This window comes from Streptomyces sp. NPDC059201 (assembly GCF_042754585.1).
Lineage (GTDB): Bacteria > Actinomycetota > Actinomycetes > Streptomycetales > Streptomycetaceae > Streptomyces.
In genome coordinates this window covers 392,835-412,294 of sequence record NZ_JBHZBB010000002.1, presented here as the reverse complement: position 1 = coordinate 412,294, position 19,460 = coordinate 392,835, and the positions used below count along the sequence as shown (strand labels likewise).

Sequence of the window (19,460 nt, the reverse complement as noted above, 5' to 3'; positions counted from 1 at the left end):
ACGTCGAAGGCCCCCAGTCATGATCGGTTGGGGGCCTTCGACGTGCTTCCTACTGGTGGGCGCGGACGGTTTCGAACCGCCGACATCTGCTTTGTAAGAGCAGCGCTCTACCCCTGAGCTACGCACCCGTGGGAGAGCAACAGCCTACACGGAGGGGGTGGGCGGATCGCAAACCTGTTTCCGGGGGGGGGAGCCCTACCTCTGTGGTGGGGGGTGAGGCCGAGGCCGGTTGGGAGTTGGTCGACGGGCGGTTGCGGATCCGGGTGGACGCGGGGTGCGGGGCCGTGCACCGGGTGCAGGTGCCCCGGGACGTCGCCGTGTCTTTCGTGGCCGTCGAGGGGTTCACGGCACCGCTGAAGGTGCGGTCCGAGGACGGGGACGTACGGATCGGCCTCGCGGGCGTGCGCCGGCGGGTCGACGTGAGTCTGCGGGTGCCTTGCGTCGAGTGCGACGGTGACCGGGGCGTCGACGTGTCCGTGCGGGAGGGTGCGTGGCGGGGAGGGTGACGTCGCCGTGCGGGCCGTGAACTGATCGGGTCGTGTGTTCGTCGTTAGTGGGTGGGAGAATGGTCGTTCGGACGGCCGGGCACTTCGGAGACAGCACGGGAGAGGGACGTGGCGGCGAGCGACGTGAGGGGTGGGGCGGCGTCCAGGGGTGGGTCGGCTGTGCGGTTGGCCTTCGTGCTGCCGCTGCTCGTGGCGGCGCTGGTGCCGCAGTCGTTCGCCGGCGGCGGGACCCGGCGGTGGTTCGGGGGGCGCGGGGAGAGCCAGCGCGCCGAGGCGCAGGCGGCGAAGGACGCGGCCGCCGCGGCCTTCTACGAGCTGGACACGGCGCAGCGCGGGCTTCGGATCACCATCGAGACCATCACCGCCGTGGACGGGTCGCCCGAGGCGCGGCGGGCCGTCGAGGGGTTCGACGCGCTGGGGCGGCGGATCGACGAGGTGTCGCACACGTACATCTCCGCCGTCGACGCCCATGACCTCGACCGGGACGAACTGGACGCCGGGACCGCCCAGCGGGCCCGCGGCGAGCTCACCCGGGCCAAGGAGGAGCTGGACCGGGTCAAGGGCGAGCTCGATCGCTTCGAGGCCGGGCTCGCGCCGCTGCTCGACCGGGCCGAGACCCAGCTCGCGCGGCTCGCGCCCGCCGTGGAGCGGGCGCGGCAGGCGCTGCGCGGGGCGAGCGAGGCGCTCGACGGCGTACGCGCGCAGGGGCTGCGCGCCGATGACCTGGCCGTACGCCTCGCACGGCTCGGGCCCGAGCTGACCCGGCTCAACGAGGGCGCCGGGCGGCACGGCGTCGCCGACACGCTCCAGCGCGCCGACCGGGTGCTGCGGGACGCCGAGGCGGTACGGGCCGAGGCCGGGCGGCTGCCGGAGCGGGCCGCGGAGATCGACAAGCGGCTGGTGTCCCTGCGGACCCGGGCGCAGGCCCTGACGACCCGCGCCGAGGCCGTCGAGCCCATGCTCTCGGAGCTGCGCCGGCGGTACTCCCTCGCCTGCTGGCAGGACCTCCAGCACGTGCCGGAGCAGGCCGCCGAGGCCGTACGGCAGGCGGAGGAGCGGCTCGCGGAGGCGGTCGCGGCGCGGGCCGAGCAGCGGTGGCCGGACGTGACCGCCCTGCTGTCGACCGTACGCGCGCTGCTCGACACGACCGGGGAGGCCGTCTCGGCGGCCGGGGACCGGCTGCGGCGGCTGGACGCGGCGGCGAAGGACCCGAAGGTGGAGACGGACCGCGCCAGGTTCGCGGTGCGGGACGCGCAGCGGCTCGCCATGGAGGGCCGCAGCCGGCCCGATCCGCGTCACGCCCGTCCCCTCGACGAGGCCGTCGCGCGGATCGACCGGGCCGTGGACGGGCTCGAAGGGCGCCACCCCGACTACTGGCACTTCCTGATGGAGCTGGAGGCGGTACGGGCCGCGGCCGCGGGCGTCGTCACCGCCATCCGCGAGGAGCGGGGGGCTGGGGCCCACTGACCCCGGGGGCCGGGGCGATGCGGCCCGAAGGCGGGGGCCGTCCGGGCACTGACTCGCGCGTACGCCGCCGCTAACCTGGCCCCATGCCTCGTTACGAGTACCGCTGCCGCACCTGTGGTGACACCTTCGAGCTGAGCCGGCCCATGGCCGAGTCCTCGGCGCCCGCCTCCTGCCCCGCCGGGCACGACGACACCGTGAAGCTGCTGTCGGCCGTGGCCGTCGGCGGCTCGGCGGCCGCCTCCGGCCCCGCCCCGAGCGGGGGCGGAGGCGGAGGCGGTGGCTGCTGCGGTGGTGGCTGCTGCGGCTGACGTCAGGACGTAGGCGCTCGCATCTCAGAACGCCCGGCCCTCAGAACGCCCGGCCCTCAGGACGTACGCGCGCCCCTCAGCTGAGCGCCGCCGCGCGGAAGCGGCGGAGGATCTCCTCGCCCGCCGCGACGCCCCGCTCGGCGAGGACGTCGAGGTGGGGGGCGGTCCACGCGGTGTCGGCGAGTTCGCCGTGGCCCGGGCGCCAGGCCCGGTCCGCGGCGAGCAGCAGGTCCGCGTCGAGGAGCGAGTCGCCCGCCGCGAGGGTGAGCTCGGCGCCGATGCGCCGGGCGACCTCGCGGACGGCGGCGCTCTTCGTGAGCGGCTTCGGCACCGCGTACACCTTCCGCCCCTGGAGCGAGACGGTCCAGCCCCGGTCGCCGGCCCAGGCGCCGAAGCGGTCCAGCCAGTCCTCCGGGAGCCGCTCCCGCTCGACCACGAGATAGGCGAAGAGGTCCTCGGCGACCCGGTGCTTGCGCACCCAGGACAGGTCCGTCGTCGCGGTGAGGTAGGCGCGGATCTCGGAGAGCGGGGCGCACTCGTCGGCCAGCCTGCGGACGACGGAGGCGTGCCAGTCGGCGTCGGTGACGCCGTCGACGAGGATGTGCCCGCCGTTGGCGCAGATCGCGTACTCCGGCTCGCTGCCCGGGAGTTGGATGCGCTGGTACTGCTTGCGCGTCCGGGTCGTGGTGGGCACGAAGACGGTCTCGTCGGTGAGCCGCGCGAGGAGCTCGGCGGCCTCCTCCGTCATGTAGGAGAGCGGCTTGGACTCGTGGACCTCGACGCACAGCAGCCGGGGCGCCTGCGCGTCCGGCATGCCGAGGGCGAGGGCCGCGGTCGAGTAGATGAGGGTGCGGTCGAGGTCGCTCGCGACCAGGGTCGTACGCGTCGCGGCCCTGAGCGCCCCGGCGTCGGTACCGGTCTCGGCCGTACCCGTCTCGGCCACAGTCCCAGTCCCAGTCTTATCCGTATCGGCCGTCCGCGCGGCGGGAACCGTGCTCATCGGGACACCACCGCCTTGCCGTCGGCGCCTGTCGCGCCCCTGGTGTATTGAGGGTGGATCAGGCCCACGCAGGTGTACGGGAGGTCGTCGACCTCCTCCACCGGTACGCCGCGCTGCTCCGCGAGGAGGCGGACGTGGGCGAGGTCGGCGCCCGCGCCGCGCTGGGCGAGGATCTTCCAGGGGACGCGCCGGAGGAGCACGCGGGTGGTCTCGCCGACGCCGGGCTTGACCAGGTTCACGTCGTGGATGCCGTACTCCTCGCTGATCCGCTCGACCGCCGCCCAGCCCTCCCAGGTGGGGGTCCGGTCGCCGGCGAGGAGGTCCTTCACGTCGGTGTCGACGGTGTCGGCGACCTCGTCGAAGCGGGCCTCGACGGCGTCGAGGAAGGCGCCGGAGACGTCCGCCCCCGCCAGCTCGCGGTAGAACTTGGCGCCGTGGAAGTCGTCCGGTCCGACCAGGTCGGAGCGGAGCACCGTACGCGATATCAGGCCGGAGACGGTGGAGTTGAGGCACGCGGAGGGGATGAGGAAGTCCTCGCGGGTGCCGTAGGTGCGGACGCAGGAGCCGGGGTCGGCGAGGACCGCGATCTCCGGGTCGAAGCCGGCGAACTCCTCGGACTCCCGCAGGGCGGCGGCGAGTTCGCGGGTGATGGCGCCCTTGCCGGTCCAGCCGTCGACGAAGACGACGTCGGCCGGGTCGTGGTGGGCGGCGAGCCAGCGCAGCGCGTTGGCGTCGATGCCGCGGCCGCGGACGATCGAGACGGCGTAGTGGGGCAGGTCCAGGCCGTGCCGCCGCTGCGCCCAGCGGCGCATGAGGACGCCGACGGGGGTGCCTGCGCGGGCGAGCGAGACGAGGACCGGGCGGCCCGGCCGCTCGGCGAGGACGGTCTCGGTGACGGTGCCGACCGCGTGGGCGATGCGGGCGGCGGAGGCGTCCAGGGCGCTGTGGAAGAGCTCCTGGTAGCGGGCGCTCGGCTGGTACTCGACGGGCAGCGACTCGGCGTAGTGCGCGCCGCCGCGCTGGATGGCTTCCTCGCGTTCCTCGGTGGGCGCCTCCAGCTCGACGTCCGAGAGGTCCTGGAGCAGCCAGCCGACCTCCTCGGGCGCGTACGAGGAGAAGGCGGGGCCGCGGAGGGGCTCGGGCAGCATGGAGCTCCTTTCGGGAGCTTCGGATCCGAGGGCTTCGCGATCGGATCCGGGGGATTCGCGATCGGCCGCTTCGGACGCGATCGGCTCGGATTCGGTTTCGGCGACCGGTTCCAGGGCCGCCTGCGGTTGCGGTGCGTACGACAGGGCCGCCTGCGGTTCCGGTGCGTCCGACAAGGCCGCCTGCGGTCGCGGTGCGTCCGACAAGGCCGCCTGCGGTTCCGGTGCGTCCGACAAGGCCGCCTGCGGTCCCGGTGCGTCCGACAAGGCCGCCTGCGGTCCCGGTGCGTACGAGGGGACGACCGCCAGCACTACGTGCGGGATGTGGGTGGCGAGCTGGGCCAGGAGTCCGTCAGGGGCGTGCAGCTCGGGGGTGTCGGCGGCCGAGTCGACGACGGCGACGACCGCGTCGTAGCCGCCGCCGGCGACGTTGTAGGCGTAGCGCTCGCCGGAGCCGTCGGCGGGGTCGTCGTGGGCGGGGAAGACGAGCCGGCTGCGTATGGCGTAGCCGGGGTCGTCGACGGCGAGGACGGGCGAGCGGGTGGTGGTGGAGTACCGGACGTCGAGTCCGGCGTCCTCCAGGGCTCCGGCGAGCCGCAGCGGCGCGTACATCAGCTCCTCGAAGCCGAGGACGAGGACGCGGGGCACCCGGGTGACCAGGGGGCCGTCTCCGTCGGCGGGGTCCGCCGTGCCGGCCTCCAGCGCCTCGGCGAGGGCCTTCGTCATCGCGGGCAGCGCCGTCTCCAGGCGGGCGCGGTGCTCGGGCGTGAAGCCGTGCCGGCCGCCGTCGGGGACCTCGGCGGGCCAGTCGAGGTCGACGCGGACGGGCGCGGCGACGGCGGTGAGGCCGCCGCGGGAGCGCGGCGCCGGGGCCGGGCCGGGCGCGGGCTCGTGCCGGGCGACGAGCTCCTGGCCCTTCTCCAGGACGCCGTCCGGGAGGCCGACGGTGCCGGCGGCGAGGCTGATCAGGTCGACGCGGGCGCCGATCTCGGCGGCGAAGCCGGTGAGCCGGTCGCGGTCGGCGGGGCCGCGCATGTCGACGAGGGCGACGACGACGTACCGGTCTCGGGGGTAGCGCTCGTGGAGGCCGCGGATGGTGTTGAGGACGGTGTTGCCGGTGGAGAACTCGTCGTCGACGAGGACGAGCGGGCCCTTCCCGGCCAGCAGCTCCGGGTCCTCGGGCAGCAGCAGGTGGGAGGTGGCGTGGGAGTGGGACTCCTCGAAGCCGCCCGCGGTGGCGACGCCGGCGACGGGGCGGCGGGTGGAGTGGAGGTAGGGGGCGGTGCCGAGGCCGTCGGCGACGGCGTGGCCGAGGGCGGTGGCGGTCTCCGCGTAGCCGAGGACGACGGCCCGGGCGGCCTCGTCCGGGCCGAGGAGCTCACGGACGCGCAGGCCGAGGCCGAGGCCGGAGCCGTAGACGACCGAGGGGTGCTGCGGCACGTGCTTGCCGAGCACGCTGGAGACGAGCAGGTGGGCCCGCTTGGGGTTGCGGCGCAGGGCGAGGCCCAGGAGCGCCGGCAGGTCCTCGTCGCCGATCAGCTCGACCCCGAGCCGCTCCGCGACCCACGTTCCGGTCCACACCACGTCGCCGTCGTCCTTTCGTCAGCCGGCCAGGCCGGCGGTGAGCAGTTCCACGAAACCGACGTCCTCCCGGGCGACGCCGAAGGCGTCGGCGCGCAGCAGGGTGCGCTCGGCCCAGGCCCGGTGCGGTTTCACTTCATTCATTTTGTTCGTATACGCGGAGCGGAGCACTCCGCCGCCGTCCCGCTCGGGCCGGAGGATGTCCTGGGCGTCGCTCCACTCCTCGTGGGTGACCACGGACAGGGCGTGGACGGGCAGCACGTGGGTGGGGTGGATGCAGGTCTTGCCGAGGAGGCCGTTGGCGCGGTCGAGCTCGATCTCGCGGAGCAGGCCGTCCATGTCGTGCTCGATGAGCGCGGTGCGCAGGTCCTCGGCGCGGCCTTCCAGGAAGGGGCTGCGGCGCAGCTGGGGCTTGAAGATGCGCTCGCCGGGGCGGAAGTACTCCCAGACGGGGCCGGTGATGGTGAAGCCGGTGCCGTCGGCGCGGCCGAGGACGTTGACGACGTCGGAGATGACGTGTGCGACGACCTTGACGTCGTACGCGGTCATGTCGGGCGAGCGGCGGAGCCCGTAGGCGGAGCAGAAGTCGGTGACGCCGAGGCGCAGCGCGAGGACGTGGTCGCGGTACTTCTCGGTGATGGAGGCGATGCCGGCGAGGGTCTCGGCCCGGGTCTCCAGGTGGAGGAGCTCGGGGGACTCCAGGACGGGCATGGCGAAGAGGCGGCGTCCGGCGGTGCGCTCGGCGCGGGTGAGGGCTTCGAGGAAGGCGCTGCCGCGGGCCTCGGTGAACTTGGGCAGTACGAATCCGGACAGCAGGCTCACGGTGTCGCCGAGGCGGTCGGTGAGGTCGGTGATCTGGCGGGGTTCGCGGACGCGGATGAAGAGCAGGGGCACGTCGGGGCCGCCGGCGGCCCGTCCCTCGGCGAGGTCGCGGAACTCGTGGACCAGGTTGTCCTCGCCGGCCTCGACGTCGGCGTCGCTGATCGAGTCCTCCAGGCAGAGGACCATGGAGACGACGCCGCGGGCGGCCTGTTTGCGGACGGCGTCGGCGAGCTGGGGCCGGGTGGCGGGGCTGTAGAGGGTGGCGCCGAGGGCGACCGCGAGCGTGCGGGCGGGCGAGTCGGCGGTGAACTCGACCGGCTCGCGGTGGAACAGCCCGCTCCGCACCGCGGACGGGATGTGCCCGAAATGACGCATGTGAATCCCCCGTCGGCTTCTCTGGGCCCTGATGACACGTGGCCGGTAATAGTACGTAGGTGCGGGTGTCCGTAGTTCCCACCGCGCATGAAATCCAGGTAACCCGTCCCCGTCGTATCCCTCTGTTCCCTCCCGTTCCCACCCTGATTCCGTCAGATGTACGACTCCGGTACCGCCGGTCGCGCGCGGCGGGCCGGGCCACCGGGGGGAGCCGCTCCGCTACCCGTGGTGCCCCCGCGTTGTCCCCCGGTCGGGCAGGAGGGCAGGATGGCCGTCATGACGCACGCGATGCTGAAGGGCTCCAACGTCCCTCTCGACACCGCGGCCGTACGGGCCGTGCTCCGCTGGACCCCGGGCCCCGGGGTCCCCGACGTGGACGCCTCGGCCCTGGTCCTCGGTCCCGACGGGCGAGTCCGCTCCGACGAGGACTTCGTCTTCTACAACCAGCCGCGCCACCCCTCGGGGCTGGTGCGGCGGCTGCCGAAGAAGCGGGTGGCCGAGGGGCTGACGGACACGGTCGAGGCCGATCTCTCCGCGCTCGACCCCTCGATCGACCGGGTGGTGCTCGCGGCCTCCTCGGACGGCGGCACCTTCCGCTCGGTCACCGACCTGCGGATCTACCTGTACGACGCCACGGCCGCGCCCGATCGGGAGCCGCTGGCGCGCTTCGACGTGACGGCGGAGACCGGCGAGGAGACCGCGGTCATCTGCGGCGAGCTGTACCGCCGGGGCGACGCGTGGAAGTTCCGCGCGGTCGGGCAGGGCTATCCGACCGGCCTGGTGGGCCTGGCGACGGACTTCGGCATCTCGGTGGACGAGGACCCCGGGGCGGCCGCCGAAGGGGCCTCCGCGGGGGCCGGAGCGGCCTCTGGGGCTTCCGGGGACTCCGGGGGCGCCTCGCTCGCCGAGACCGCGCTGATCGACGCCGGGGCCGCCGACGGGGCCGGTACGGGCTCCGCCGCGCCTTCGGACCTCGACGCGACCGTCGTCCACACCCCCGTACCGCCGTCGCCGCCCGTGCCGCCCCGGCCCGACCGGGCGCCGGCCTACGGCTACCCGCAGGAGCCGGTGCCGGGTCCTGGGCCCTCGTACGGCTATCCGCAGCCGGTGCACGCCTCGGGCGGGCCCGAGCCGGTCCCGGAGTTCCGGATGCCCCCGATGGGGCCGCAGTTCCAGCACCGGTGACGGCCGGGCGGCCCCCGGTAAGCCGCTGAGGGCCGCCGTCACGTCTTGGTCTTGTAGCCGCGGCCCCACTGGAGGCCCCAGCCGTAGAGGCGGTCCAGCTCGGCCTGGAAGCCGTAGACGAACCGCACCTCGCGCCGGACGAGCAGCTCGTCCTTGCTGTTGTCCACGGAGAAGACGGCGCAGGAGCGGGCCTGCGGGGCGCGCTCGTCGAGCTCTATCTCGATCCGGGGGCCGTTGCTCGGATACAGCGTGATCTTGGCGTGGGTCCGGTCGAAGGCCGGGGTCTGGTCGTAGATGTACGCGAAGAAGAGCAGCCGCTTGATCTCGTCCTTGTGGTCGAGATTGACGAAGATCGTCTCCCCGGAGGGGGCGCCGAACCGGTCGTCGCCGCTGAGCTTCACGTACGGGGCGGCGTTGAGGTCGCCGAAGAAGCCGCCGAGCGGCTGCACCACGCCCTTGCTGCCGTCCTTGAGCTCGTACAGGCAGCCCAGGTCGAGGTCGACGTTGACCATGCCCTGGGTGTGGGCCTGGACGACCTCGGGCTTGAAGAACTGGGCGGGGTTGCGCAGCAGCCGGCCGCTCTGCCGGGAGCGGCCCTCGATGTCGGAGGTCCGCATCCGCCAGGAGAGGTTGACCCGGAGGTTGCCGGTGGCGCCGCCCTGTTTGGCGAGCGAGACCGAGGGGCGGCGCCTGGTCAGGTCGATGGTGTGGGACGCGCCCATACCGGTGTCGAAGGACGCCGCGCGTCCCGGAATCAGGTTCTCCCAGAAGGCCATCGGGCCCCCACCCCCCACATCGGTCGCCTTGCCCGCCCGCCACACGCCTGCGGGGCGGCCGGGCATACCGGCCGCCCCGCAGGGAAGCGTTCCTCATTGTCCCCCGGGTCACACCCCGTGGCGGGGCGCACACCGGGGAGCAGGGTGTCACACCCCGGAGCTCACCTCGGCCTTGTCCCCCGAGGAGCCGCCCGAGCCGCCCTCTGCCGCCGCCAGCGCGCGGTTGCGGCGGACGGAGGACCAGAAGGACCAGGCGATCAGGATGACGCCGATGGAGCCGGTGATGACCTCGGGGATCTCGTGCTGGATGGTGACCAGGAGGAGGACGGCGAGGGCGCCGATGGCGTAGTGGGCGCCGTGCTCCAGGTACACGTAGTCGTCCAGGGTGCCCTGCTTGACCAGGTAGACCGTGAGGGACCGGACGTACATGGCACCGACGCCGAGGCCGAGGGCCATCAGGACGATGTCGTTGGTGACGGCGAAGGCGCCGATGACACCGTCGAAGGAGAAGGAGGCGTCGAGGACCTCCAGGTAGAGGAACATGAAGAAGGCGGCCTTGCCGGCCAGCTGGATCGCGGAGACCTTCTTGCCGCTGCGCTTGGCCGCTTCCTCGGCCTCGTGCTCGCGCTCTTCCTCCTCCTCCAGCTTGCCCTCGAAGAAGCCGGAGAGACCGCCGACGACGAGGTACGTGATGAGGCCGGCGACGCCGGAGATGAGGACCGTCTGCGCCTTGTCGACGTGAGCGCCGCCGTGCTGGTGGGCCTGGGTCGCGAAGGTCATCGCGGTGACGAGCAGGACGATCAGCGCGATGCAGACCGACAGCATGTCGACCTTGCCGAGCTTGGCCAGCGGGCGCTCGATCCAGCGCAGCCACTGGATGTCACGGTCCTCGAAGATGAAGTCGAGGAAGATCATCAGAAGGAACATGCCACCGAAGGCGGCGATCGACGGGTGCGCGTCGGTGACCAGTTCCTGGTAGCGGTCGGCGTCGTTGAGCGCGAGGTCGACGGCTTCGATCGGACCGACCTTGGCGCTGACCGCGACGATCAGGACGGGGAAGACCAGGCGCATTCCGAAGACGGCGATCAGAATGCCGATGGTGAGGAAGATCTTCTGCCAGAAGGCATTCATCTTCTTCAGGATTCCGGCGTTGACCACCGCGTTGTCGAAGGAGAGCGAGATCTCGAGGATGCAGAGGATCGCGACGATCCCGAACGCCTCCCACCCCCCGTAGAGCACCGCGGCGACCAGGCCGAGCGCGGTGATCGCGAACGACCAGCCGAAGGTTTTCAGAACCACTGCCTACCCCATTGTGTGATAACGCGGCTTTACGAAACGTTGACCCCGAAGTCTAGAGCGATGCCCCGGAGCCCGGACGCGTACCCCTGGCCGACCGCGCGGAACTTCCATTCGCCGTTGTAGCGGTAGAGCTCGCCGAAGATCATCGCGGTCTCGGTGGAGGCGTCCTCGGAGAGGTCGTAGCGGGCCAGTTCCTGACCGTCCGCCTGGTTCACCACGCGGATGAAGGCGTTGCTGACCTGACCGAAGGTCTGGCCGCGGTTGTCGGCGTCGTGGATGGAGACCGGGAAGACGATCTTGTCGCACTGGGGCGGGACGCGGGTGAGGTCGACGACGAGCGACTCGTCGTCGCCGTCGCCCTCTCCGGTGAGGTTGTCACCGGTGTGCTCGACCGAACCCTCGGGGCTGCGCAGCTGGTTGTAGAAGACGAAGTACTCGTCGCCGAGGACCCGGCCGGCCTGGCACATCAGGGCGCTGGCGTCGAGGTCGAAGGGGGCTCCGGTGGTGGACCGCGCGTCCCAGCCGAGGCCCACGAGGACCTTGGTGAGGTTGGGTGCGGCCTTGGAGAGGGAGACGTTGCCTCCCTTGGCGAGCGTGACGCCCATGGTGTTCGGTTCCTCCCCGGTGGATGCTGCTGCCATCAGGCACGTCCGGCGCCGCACGAGAAGGTGCGGCGCCGGACGTCGGTCGAGCGGGGTCCGGCCCCGGGCCTCGGCGGCCCGGACCGGACGGCCCTGAGGGTGGTGCGGCTCAGACGTTGACGCCGAAGTCCTGCGCGATGCCGCGCAGGCCCGAGGCGTAACCCTGGCCGACCGCGCGGAACTTCCACTCCGCGCCGTGGCGGTACAGCTCGCCGAAGACCATGGCGGTCTCGGTCGAGGCGTCCTCGGAGAGGTCGTACCGGGCGATCTCGGCGCCGCCGGCCTGGTTCACGACGCGGATGAACGCGTTGCGCACCTGGCCGAAGGACTGCTGGCGGTTCTCGGCGTCGTAGATGGACACCGGGAAGACGATCTTGGACACGTCGGCGGGGACGCCGGCCAGGTTGACCTTGACCTGCTCGTCGTCGCCCTCGCCCTCACCGGTGAGGTTGTCACCGGTGTGCTCGACGGAACCGTCGGCGCTCTTGAGGTTGTTGAAGAAGACGAAGTCCTGGTCGTTGCGCACCTTGCCGGCCTCGCTCACCAGGATGGCGCTGGCGTCGAGGTCGAAGTCCGTACCGGTGGTGGTGCGGACGTCCCAGCCCAGACCGACGGTCACGGCGGTGAGGCCAGGGGCCTCCTTGGTCAGCGAGACGTTGCCGCCCTTGCTGAGGCTGACTCCCACGAGTCCCTCCATTGGTTTCCAGGGGCAGCGCCCCCAGTCGTGCGTTGGCATCGGATCAACGACTGGATCCTAGTGACGGGTTCCCAGTCGAAACAGACGATTCGCCCGGGGAATCGGGGGGTGTCGGCGGACGCCGTCGATTCCGGGTCCCGCTCAGAGGGTTTCGAGGGCCTTCACGTACGCGTCGAGGTCGCGGGCGTCCGGCAGGCCGTTGACGACCGTCCAGCGGACGACGCCGTCCTTGTCGATGATGAAGGTGCCACGGACGGCGCAGCCCTTCTCCTCGTCGAAGACGCCGTAGGCGCGGGAGGCGTCGCCGTGCTTCCAGAAGTCGGAGAGCAGCGGGTACTCCAGGCCCTCCTGCTCGGCGAAGACGCGCAGGGTGTGGATGGAGTCGTTGGAGACCGCGAGCAGCTGCGTGTCGTCGTTGACGAACTTCGGCAGGTTGTCACGGAGCTCGCACAGCTCGCCGGTGCACACGCCGGTGAAGGCGAAGGGGTAGAAGAGCAGCACCACGTTCTTCTCGCCGTGGAAGTCGGAGAGCCTCACGGTGCGCCCGTGGTTGTCCTTGAGCTCGAAATCGGGGGCCTTGGTGCCGACCTCGATCGCCATCGCGTACGCATCCCTTCGACGGGGCCCGGCCCCTGGGCCGAACCGGTGAACCCCACCCTACGGCCTGGCCGGCGGCGTCCCCGATCCCGAAGCGGCCGCCAGGCGGCGTGGGGGCGGCGTCAGGGGGCCTCAGGGTGCGCGAGAGCCCCCGCCGTGGCGACGGCGGGGGCTCTCGCGCGGCAGGGGATCAGCGCTTGGGAGCGGCCAGGCGGGTGCCCGTCCAGTCCTTGGCGACGCTGATGCTCTTGGTCTGGGAGAGACCAGCGGTCTGCGCGGCATCGTTGATGTCGCTCGGCTCGATGTAGCCGTCGCGGCCGGTCTTCGGCGTCAGCAACCAGATGTTGCCTCCGTCCTCCAGCAGACCGATGCTGTCCACCAGGCTGTCGGTGAGATCACCGTCCTCGTCACGGAACCAGAGGACGACGGCGTCGGCGACGTCGTCGTATTCCTCGTCCACGAGCTCCTGGCCGATGGTGGACTCGATGCCTTCGCGGAGATCCTGGTCGACGTCGTCGTCGTAGCCGATCTCCTGGACCACCTGTCCGGGCTCGAACCCCAGCCTCGCCGCCGGGTTGGTCCGCTCCTCCGCGTGGTCCGCGGTCGCGCTCACGGCTTGCCTCCTGATCATGTATCGGAAAATGCTCGGGCCGCGTAGGTGCGCGGCGCTGGCCGTAGTCCACACGTGACGGGGCGGATCGCGCAAGTACCCGGCCGTGGAGACCGCCGAAACGGTGACGTTTGGGGCTGTCTCACCGCAACTTCCGGCGACTTTCGACAGCTCTCCGTGATCAGGGATGCACGATTCGTCCCGCTTGGCGGGCTTCTGCGGTTTCAGTCTGCCGAACGCATTGCCGGAACGCATGCGCGGATTGGGCGTAAGGTTGCGATTTGACCACACCCCTCGCGCGGGGAGGGCGCGGGGAGATTCACCTCTCGGTAAAGATGACGTGCGCCGCGAGCCGGGTACACGATGGACGTCCCCGGCCTCGGACATCCCGGCCTCCACGGGGCTCCCCTCCCTCCTGGGGCTCCCCCCGACCAGCGAAGGAACAGCGTGGCTCCCGGATCCGATCGCAACCCGATCATCATTGGCGGCCTTCCCAGCCAGGTCCCGGACTTCGACCCGGAAGAGACCCAGGAGTGGCTCGACTCCCTCGACGCGGCGGTCGACGAGCGGGGCCGTGAGCGGGCCCGCTACCTGATGCTCCGGCTGATCGAGCGTGCCCGCGAGAAGCGGGTGGCCGTGCCCGAGATGCGCAGCACGGACTACGTCAACACCATCGCCACCAGGGACGAGCCCTTCTTCCCCGGCAACGAGGAGATCGAGCGCAAGGTCCTCAACGCCACCCGGTGGAACGCGGCCGTGATGGTCTCGCGCGCCCAGCGTCCGGGCATCGGCGTCGGCGGCCACATCGCCACCTTCGCCTCCTCGGCCTCCCTCTACGACGTGGGCTTCAACCACTTCTTCCGGGGCAAGGACGAGGGTGACGGCGGCGACCAGATCTTCTTCCAGGGCCACGCCTCCCCCGGCATCTACGCCCGCGCCTTCCTGCTCGACCGGCTGACCGCGACCCAGCTCGACGGCTTCCGCCAGGAGAAGTCGAAGTACCCGAACGGGCTGTCCTCGTACCCGCATCCGCGGCTGATGCCGGACTTCTGGGAGTTCCCGACGGTGTCGATGGGCCTCGGCCCGCTCGGCGCGATCTACCAGGCCCGGATGAACCGGTACATGGAGGCGCGCGGGATCGCCGACACCACCAAGTCGCACGTGTGGGCCTTCCTCGGCGACGGCGAGATGGACGAGGTCGAGTCGCTCGGCCAGCTCTCCATCGCGGCCCGCGAGGGCCTCGACAACCTCACCTTCGTCGTCAACTGCAACCTCCAGCGGCTCGACGGCCCGGTCCGCGGCAACGGCAAGATCATCCAGGAGCTGGAGTCGATCTTCCGGGGCAACGGCTGGAACGTCATCAAGCTGATCTGGGACCGCTCCTGGGACCCGCTGCTCGCGCAGGACCGCGACGGCATCCTGGTGAACCGGCTGAACACCACGCCGGACGGGCAGTTCCAGACGTACGCCACGGAGACCGGCGCGTACATCCGCGACCACTTCTTCGGCGACGACCACCGGCTGCGGGCGATGGTCGAGTCCATGTCGGACCAGCAGATCCTCCACCTGGGGCGCGGCGGTCACGACCACAAGAAGATCTACGCGGCCTACGCGGCGGCCAAGGCCCACAAGGGCCAGCCGACGGTGATCCTGGCCCAGACCGTCAAGGGCTGGACCCTCGGCCCCAACTTCGAGGGCCGCAACGCCACCCACCAGATGAAGAAGCTGACGGTCGACGACCTCAAGCGCTTCCGGGACCGGCTGCACATCCCGGTGACCGACAAGGAGCTGGAGTCCGGCCTGCCGCCGTACTACCACCCGGGCCGGGACTCCGAGGAGATCCAGTACATGCACGACCGCCGCAGCGGGCTCGGCGGCTACGTGCCCACCCGCGTCGTGCGGTCCCGGCCGCTGGCCCTGCCGGACGACGCGGCCTACGCGGCGGTCCGCAAGGGCTCGGGCCAGCAGTCGATCGCCACCACGATGGCCTTCGTCCGGCTGCTGAAGGACCTGATGCGGGACAAGGAGATCGGCAAGCGCTTCGTGCTGATCGCGCCGGACGAGTACCGCACCTTCGGCATGGACTCCTTCTTCCCGAGCGCCAAGATCTACAACCCGCTGGGGCAGCAGTACGAGGCGGTGGACCGCGAACTCCTCCTCGCCTACAAGGAGTCCCCGACCGGCCAGATGCTGCACGACGGCATCTCCGAGGCCGGCTGCACGGCCTCGCTGATCGCCGCCGGCTCGGCCTACGCCACCCACGGCGAGCCGCTGATCCCGGTCTACGTCTTCTACTCGATGTTCGGTTTCCAGCGGACCGGCGACCAGTTCTGGCAGATGGCCGACCAGCTCGCGCGCGGCTTCGTCCTGGGCGCCACCGCCGGCCGCACCACGCTGACCGGCGAGGGCCTCCAGCACGCGGACGGACACTCGCACCTCCTCGCTTCGACGAACCCGGCGTGCCTCGCCTACGACCCGGCGTTCGGTTTCGAGATCGCGCACATCGTCAAGGACGGTCTGCGCCGGATGTACGGCCCCCAGGCGGAGGACGTCTTCTACTACCTGACGGTCTACAACGAGCCGATCCAGCACCCCGCCGAGCCGGAGGACGTGGACGTGGAGGGCATCCTCCAGGGCATCCACCTCTTCAAGCGCGCCGAGGCGGGCGCGATCCCGGCGCAGATCATGGCCTCCGGCGTCTCCGTGCCGTGGGCGATCGAGGCGCAGCGGATCCTCGCCGAGGAGTGGAACGTCAGGGCCGACGTCTGGTCCGCGACCTCCTGGAACGAGCTGCGCCGCGAGGCGGTGGCGGTCGAGGAGCACAACCTGCTCCACCCGGACGAGGAGCAGCGCGTCCCGTACGTCACCCGCAAGCTCCAGTCCGCCGAGGGCCCCTTCGTGGCGGTCTCGGACTGGATGCGCGCGGTGCCGGACCAGATCTCCCGCTGGATCCCGGGTTCGTACACCTCCCTCGGTGCGGACGGTTTCGGTTTCGCGGACACCCGCGGCGCCGCCCGCAGGTACTTCCACATCGACGCCCAGTCGGTCGTGCTCGGGGTGCTGACCGAGCTGGCCCGCGCGGGCAAGGTGGACCGCGCGGTCCTGAAGCAGGCGGTGGACCGCTACCAGCTCCTGGACGTGGCCGCCGCCGACCCCGGCCCGGCGGGCGGCGACGCCTGACGGACCCTGGCGGGGCGTGTGCGCCTGGCGGGGCGTGTGCGCCTCGTGGGGCGTAGCTCCTGGTGGGGCGTAGCTCCTGGTGGGGGCGGTGGGACCGGCAGTCCCGCCGCCCCCTCGGCATTCCTTACGATGCCCCGCATGTCCGTGAAGAAGGAGCGCCCCCCGCACGCCCGCTGGGAAGAGCGCACCCAGACCCCGCTGCTGGTGCTCGCGGTGGCCTTCGGCGTCGCGTACGCCGTGCCGATCGTGGCGCCCGGCGCCGACCCGCGGGTGCACCGGCTGTGCCACTACGTGGAGTGGGTGGTGTGGGGCGCCTTCGCCCTGGACTACCTCGTCCGGCTCTGTCTCGCCCCGGCACGCTGGGCCTTCGTCCGCTCCCACCCCCTCGATCTCCTCGCCGTGCTGCTGCCGCTGGTGCAGCCGCTGCGGCTGCTGCGGTTGGTCTCCACGCTCCTCCTCGTGGGCCGGCGGGCCCGGATGGCCCCGCAGATAACGCTCACCACCTATGTGGCGGGCGCGGTGGTCGGGCTGATGATGTTCGGGTCGCTGGCGGTGCTGCACGTCGAGCGGGACGCGCCGGACGGCAACATCAAGACCCTGGGCGACGCGGTGTGGTGGTCCTTCACCACGATGACGACGGTCGGCTACGGCGACCACGCGCCGACGACGGGGCTCGGGCGGGTGCTCGCGGTCGGGCTGATGCTCTCGGGCATCGCCCTGCTGGGTGTGGTGACCGCCAACATCGCGGCCTGGTTCATCGCCCGCTTCGAGCGGGACGACGCGGTGGAGCGCCGGCAGACGGAGCTCCTGGAGACCCTGACCAGGGAGGTCCGCGAGCTCCGCGCCGAGGTCGCCCGGCTCTCGGCCCCGGTGCCGCCGCAGGGCGCGCCACAGGGCGTCCTGGAGGGCGTACCGGAGACCGCCCTGGAGGCCGTGCCGGAGGGCGTACCGGAGACCGTGTCCGGGGCGGGGGCGGCTAGCGCTCCCAGAGCTTGAGGGCTCTGACCTCGTAGGGGGTCTGCGGGACCCACGTGCCCCGGCCCGGGTAGGTCTCGAACTCGCCCGTCTCCGCGCACTCCGCCGACTGGTACGTCGTGACCGGCCGGCCGGTGCGGACGGCCAGCGACTGGGCCGAGGCCCCGGCCGGGAGGGCGACGCAGCTGTCGAGGTCCGTCGTCGCCAGTTCGTACGTCCACGGCTTGCCCTTGAAGTCGGGCTTCGGCCAGAGGCAGAGCCGCCCCGGTCCGCAGGCCCCGAGCGCGGTCCCGGCAGCCGGTGCGGCCTGAGCGGGTGGCGTGGGCGGTGTGGGCGGTTTCGGCGGGGCGGCTGTGGCCGGGAGGGCGGCCAGGAGCAGTACCGCCATCCCCGCGAGCACGGCTGTCACCTTTGCGTTCATGCAGATCAACCCCCATGTCGTCACTCTCTGTAATCACGAGCATGGACGAGGTGACCCTCCGAACGGAAGAGGGGCCGCCCCCGTTCCTTCGAACGGGTGACGGCCCCCTAGGGAACCTCAGGGTCAGATGTGGCCGCCGCCCATGCCGGCCTCCGCGTTCTCGCCGCGCTTGGTGAGCGTGGCGACCAGGGCCGCGACCACGGCGACGACACCGGCGACGGTGAAGGCGAGGCCCATGCCCTGGAGGAAGGTGTCGTGGATGACGTCGGCGATCTTGGCGAAGAGGTCCGGGGTCATGCCGGGCGCCTGCCTCATCGCCTCCGGAGCCATGCCGAACTCGGCGGCCTCCTCAAGCCGCGGGTCGACCGGGACCGGGATGCCGGCCTCCTTCCAGTTCTCCGCGAAGACGCCGGAGACCTTGGAGGACATGACCGCGCCGAGCACCGCGGTGCCGAGCGCGCCGCCGACCTGCATGGCGGCCTGCTGGAGACCGCCGGCGACGCCGGAGAGCTCCAGCGGGGCGTTGCCGACGATGACCTCGGTGGCGCCGACCATGACCGGGGCGAGGCCCAGGCCGAGGAGGGCGAACCAGAGGGACATCGTCAGCGTGCTCGTACCGTCCGAGAGCGAGATCATGCCGAACATCGCGGCGGCCGTGCAGACCATGCCGCCGACCAGCGGCACCCGCGGGCCGAACTTGGTGATAAGCGCGCCGGCCAGCGGCGAGGAGACGATCATCATCGCGGTCAGCGGGAGCAGCCGCAGACCGGCGTCGATCGGGCCGAGCCCCTTCACGCCTTGCAGGTAAAACGTGACGAAGAAGAGGCCGCCCATGAAGGCGAAGGCCATCAGGACCATGAGCACGACACCGGCCGAGAGCGGCACGGAGCGGAACATGGCGAGCGGGATGAGCGGCTCCCTGACCTTCGTCTCCCAGACGGCGAAGACGGCGAAGAGGACGATCGAGCCGATCAGGCAGCCCCAGGTGTTGCCGCTGGTCCAGCCCCAGTCCGCGCCGGCCTTGATGAGGCTCCAGACGAGCAGGCCCATCGCGCCGGAGAGCAGCACGATGCCGGGGACGTCGAAGGAACGCGGCGCGTTCTCGGCGCGGTGGTCCCTCAGGATGATCAGACCGAGCGCGAGGGCGAGCACGCCGACCGGCACGTTGATGAAGAAGACGGACTGCCAGCTGACGTGCTCGACGAGGAAGCCGCCGAGGATCGGGCCGCCCGCCGTGGACGCGCCGATCACCATGCCCCAGATGCCGATGGCCATGTTCAGCTTCTCGGCGGGGAAGGTGGCGCGCAGCAGGCCGAGCGCGGCCGGCATGAGCAGGGCGCCGAAGAGGCCCTGGAGCACGCGGAAGCCGATGACGAAGGCGATCGAGTCGGAGAGGCCGATCGCGCCGGAGGCGGCGGCGAAGCCCGCGATGCCTATGAGGAAGGTCTGGCGGTGGCCGAAGCGGTCACCGAGCTTGCCGGCCGTGATCAGGGCGACGGCGAGCGCGAGCAGGTAGCCGTTGGTGATCCACTGGAGCTGGTCCAGGGAGGCGCCGAGGTCGGCCTGGATGGCGGGGTTGGCGATGGCCACGATCGTGCCGTCGAGCGCCACCATCATCACGCCGGCCGCGACGGCGAACAGGGTCAGCCAGGGGTGGCCGCGCAGGCCCTTCGCCGGGACCGGACCTGGCTCCCGGACGCCCCCCTGGCCGTACGGGGCCTTTTCCACGGTGGTCTGACTAGTCATGAGAAAGAGGCTAATGACAGCCACTGACAATTGACAAAGTGATTCACACGTCGGTAACTGTCACGTAGCTCACAGGTACGCTGAGCAGGAAGAACATCCCGTAAACGGCCGAAAAGAGACTCCGTTGAC

General features: G+C 71.5%; 17 protein-coding genes and 1 tRNA gene. 6 read left to right on the top strand and 12 right to left on the bottom strand.

Features of this window, described 5'->3' with window-relative positions:
* Positions 1–53 precede the first annotated feature (53 nt).
* Positions 54–128 (bottom strand) — tRNA-Val (locus ACFXMG_RS07665).
* A 75-nt stretch (positions 129–203) separates the two neighbouring features.
* Here ACFXMG_RS07665 and ACFXMG_RS07660 point away from each other — a divergent pair.
* The 3 genes from ACFXMG_RS07660 (at position 204) to ACFXMG_RS07650 (ending at position 2,281) form a co-directional block, all read left to right on the top strand.
* Positions 204–506, top strand: a complete 303-nt coding sequence (locus ACFXMG_RS07660) for a hypothetical protein (protein WP_383826049.1) — start codon at positions 204–206, stop codon at positions 504–506.
* Between the two features lie 159 nt (positions 507–665).
* Positions 666–1,973, top strand: a complete 1,308-nt coding sequence (locus ACFXMG_RS07655; RefSeq protein WP_383826053.1) for a hypothetical protein — start codon at positions 666–668, stop codon at positions 1,971–1,973.
* Positions 1,974–2,056: 83 nt separating this feature from the next.
* The gene (locus ACFXMG_RS07650; RefSeq protein ID WP_383826056.1) at positions 2,057–2,281 is read left to right on the top strand and encodes a zinc ribbon domain-containing protein; all 225 of its coding nucleotides are present in this window, start codon (positions 2,057–2,059) and stop codon (positions 2,279–2,281) included.
* A gap of 76 nt (positions 2,282–2,357) precedes the next feature.
* On the opposite strand, the gene ACFXMG_RS07645 is transcribed toward ACFXMG_RS07650, so the two are convergent.
* From ACFXMG_RS07645 to ACFXMG_RS07635, 3 genes are all read right to left on the bottom strand, one after another.
* Complete coding sequence (locus ACFXMG_RS07645; RefSeq protein ID WP_383826079.1) at positions 2,358–3,155, bottom strand: HAD family hydrolase; 798 nt, start codon at positions 3,153–3,155, stop codon at positions 2,358–2,360.
* Between the two features lie 122 nt (positions 3,156–3,277).
* Positions 3,278–6,010 (bottom strand): phosphoribosyltransferase domain-containing protein, encoded by a 2,733-nt coding sequence (locus ACFXMG_RS07640; protein ID WP_383826058.1) that lies wholly within the window; start codon positions 6,008–6,010, stop codon positions 3,278–3,280.
* Between the two features lie 18 nt (positions 6,011–6,028).
* The gene (locus ACFXMG_RS07635) at positions 6,029–7,204 is read right to left on the bottom strand and encodes an HpcH/HpaI aldolase/citrate lyase family protein (RefSeq protein WP_383826061.1); all 1,176 of its coding nucleotides are present in this window, start codon (positions 7,202–7,204) and stop codon (positions 6,029–6,031) included.
* A gap of 267 nt (positions 7,205–7,471) precedes the next feature.
* Here ACFXMG_RS07635 and ACFXMG_RS07630 point away from each other — a divergent pair, with 267 nt between their 5' ends.
* Positions 7,472–8,389 (top strand): TerD family protein, encoded by a 918-nt coding sequence (locus ACFXMG_RS07630; protein WP_383826063.1) that lies wholly within the window; start codon positions 7,472–7,474, stop codon positions 8,387–8,389.
* Positions 8,390–8,427: 38 nt separating this feature from the next.
* Here ACFXMG_RS07630 and ACFXMG_RS07625 read toward each other — a convergent pair whose 3' ends face one another.
* From ACFXMG_RS07625 to ACFXMG_RS07600, 6 genes are all read right to left on the bottom strand, one after another.
* Positions 8,428–9,165, bottom strand: coding sequence for a Tellurium resistance (locus tag ACFXMG_RS07625; protein WP_383826066.1), 738 nt, complete (start codon positions 9,163–9,165; stop codon positions 8,428–8,430).
* A 147-nt stretch (positions 9,166–9,312) separates the two neighbouring features.
* Positions 9,313–10,464: a DUF475 domain-containing protein gene (locus ACFXMG_RS07620; RefSeq protein WP_383826069.1), complete on the bottom strand. Its 1,152-nt coding sequence runs from the start codon at positions 10,462–10,464 to the stop codon at positions 9,313–9,315.
* Between the two features lie 29 nt (positions 10,465–10,493).
* Positions 10,494–11,069, bottom strand: coding sequence for a TerD family protein (locus tag ACFXMG_RS07615; RefSeq protein WP_383826081.1), 576 nt, complete (start codon positions 11,067–11,069; stop codon positions 10,494–10,496).
* A 145-nt stretch (positions 11,070–11,214) separates the two neighbouring features.
* Entirely contained in the window at positions 11,215–11,790 is a 576-nt protein-coding gene (locus ACFXMG_RS07610) for a TerD family protein (RefSeq protein WP_360311373.1), read from the bottom strand.
* A gap of 153 nt (positions 11,791–11,943) precedes the next feature.
* Positions 11,944–12,402, bottom strand: a complete 459-nt coding sequence (locus tag ACFXMG_RS07605; protein WP_383826073.1) for a peroxiredoxin — start codon at positions 12,400–12,402, stop codon at positions 11,944–11,946.
* A gap of 187 nt (positions 12,403–12,589) precedes the next feature.
* Positions 12,590–13,012, bottom strand: coding sequence for a DUF3052 domain-containing protein (locus ACFXMG_RS07600; protein ID WP_030756477.1), 423 nt, complete (start codon positions 13,010–13,012; stop codon positions 12,590–12,592).
* Between the two features lie 444 nt (positions 13,013–13,456).
* Between ACFXMG_RS07600 and aceE the strand changes: the two genes are divergently transcribed.
* Both aceE and ACFXMG_RS07590 read left to right on the top strand, forming a co-directional pair.
* Positions 13,457–16,189, top strand: coding sequence for a pyruvate dehydrogenase (acetyl-transferring), homodimeric type (gene aceE / locus ACFXMG_RS07595; protein ID WP_383828021.1), 2,733 nt, complete (start codon positions 13,457–13,459; stop codon positions 16,187–16,189).
* Between the two features lie 138 nt (positions 16,190–16,327).
* Complete coding sequence (locus tag ACFXMG_RS07590) at positions 16,328–17,185, top strand: potassium channel family protein (protein ID WP_383828023.1); 858 nt, start codon at positions 16,328–16,330, stop codon at positions 17,183–17,185.
* Here the strand turns inward: ACFXMG_RS07590 and ACFXMG_RS07585 are convergent.
* Positions 17,166–17,585: a peptidase inhibitor family I36 protein gene (locus tag ACFXMG_RS07585; RefSeq protein ID WP_383828025.1), complete on the bottom strand. Its 420-nt coding sequence runs from the start codon at positions 17,583–17,585 to the stop codon at positions 17,166–17,168. The genes ACFXMG_RS07590 and ACFXMG_RS07585 overlap by 20 nt on opposite strands.
* A 123-nt stretch (positions 17,586–17,708) precedes the next feature.
* Positions 17,709–19,331, bottom strand: a complete 1,623-nt coding sequence (locus ACFXMG_RS07580; protein ID WP_383828027.1) for an MFS transporter — start codon at positions 19,329–19,331, stop codon at positions 17,709–17,711.
* Between the last annotated feature and the right edge of the window lie 129 nt (positions 19,332–19,460).

Excerpts from the sequence above, each read along its gene's own strand:
- ACFXMG_RS07635 (WP_383826061.1), bottom strand. The coding sequence starts at position 7,204 with ATGCGTCATTTCGGGCACATCCCGTCCGCGGTGCGGAGCGGGCTGTTC.
- ACFXMG_RS07630 (WP_383826063.1), top strand. The coding sequence starts at position 7,472 with ATGGCCGTCATGACGCACGCGATGCTGAAGGGCTCCAACGTCCCTCTC.
- ACFXMG_RS07580 (WP_383828027.1), bottom strand. The coding sequence starts at position 19,331 with ATGACTAGTCAGACCACCGTGGAAAAGGCCCCGTACGGCCAGGGGGGC.
- ACFXMG_RS07605 (WP_383826073.1), bottom strand. The coding sequence starts at position 12,402 with ATGGCGATCGAGGTCGGCACCAAGGCCCCCGATTTCGAGCTCAAGGAC.
- ACFXMG_RS07615 (WP_383826081.1), bottom strand. The coding sequence starts at position 11,069 with ATGGGCGTCACGCTCGCCAAGGGAGGCAACGTCTCCCTCTCCAAGGCC.
- ACFXMG_RS07650 (WP_383826056.1), top strand. The coding sequence starts at position 2,057 with ATGCCTCGTTACGAGTACCGCTGCCGCACCTGTGGTGACACCTTCGAG.
- ACFXMG_RS07625 (WP_383826066.1), bottom strand. The coding sequence starts at position 9,165 with ATGGCCTTCTGGGAGAACCTGATTCCGGGACGCGCGGCGTCCTTCGAC.
- ACFXMG_RS07585 (WP_383828025.1), bottom strand. The coding sequence starts at position 17,585 with ATGAACGCAAAGGTGACAGCCGTGCTCGCGGGGATGGCGGTACTGCTC.
- ACFXMG_RS07590 (WP_383828023.1), top strand. The coding sequence starts at position 16,328 with ATGTCCGTGAAGAAGGAGCGCCCCCCGCACGCCCGCTGGGAAGAGCGC.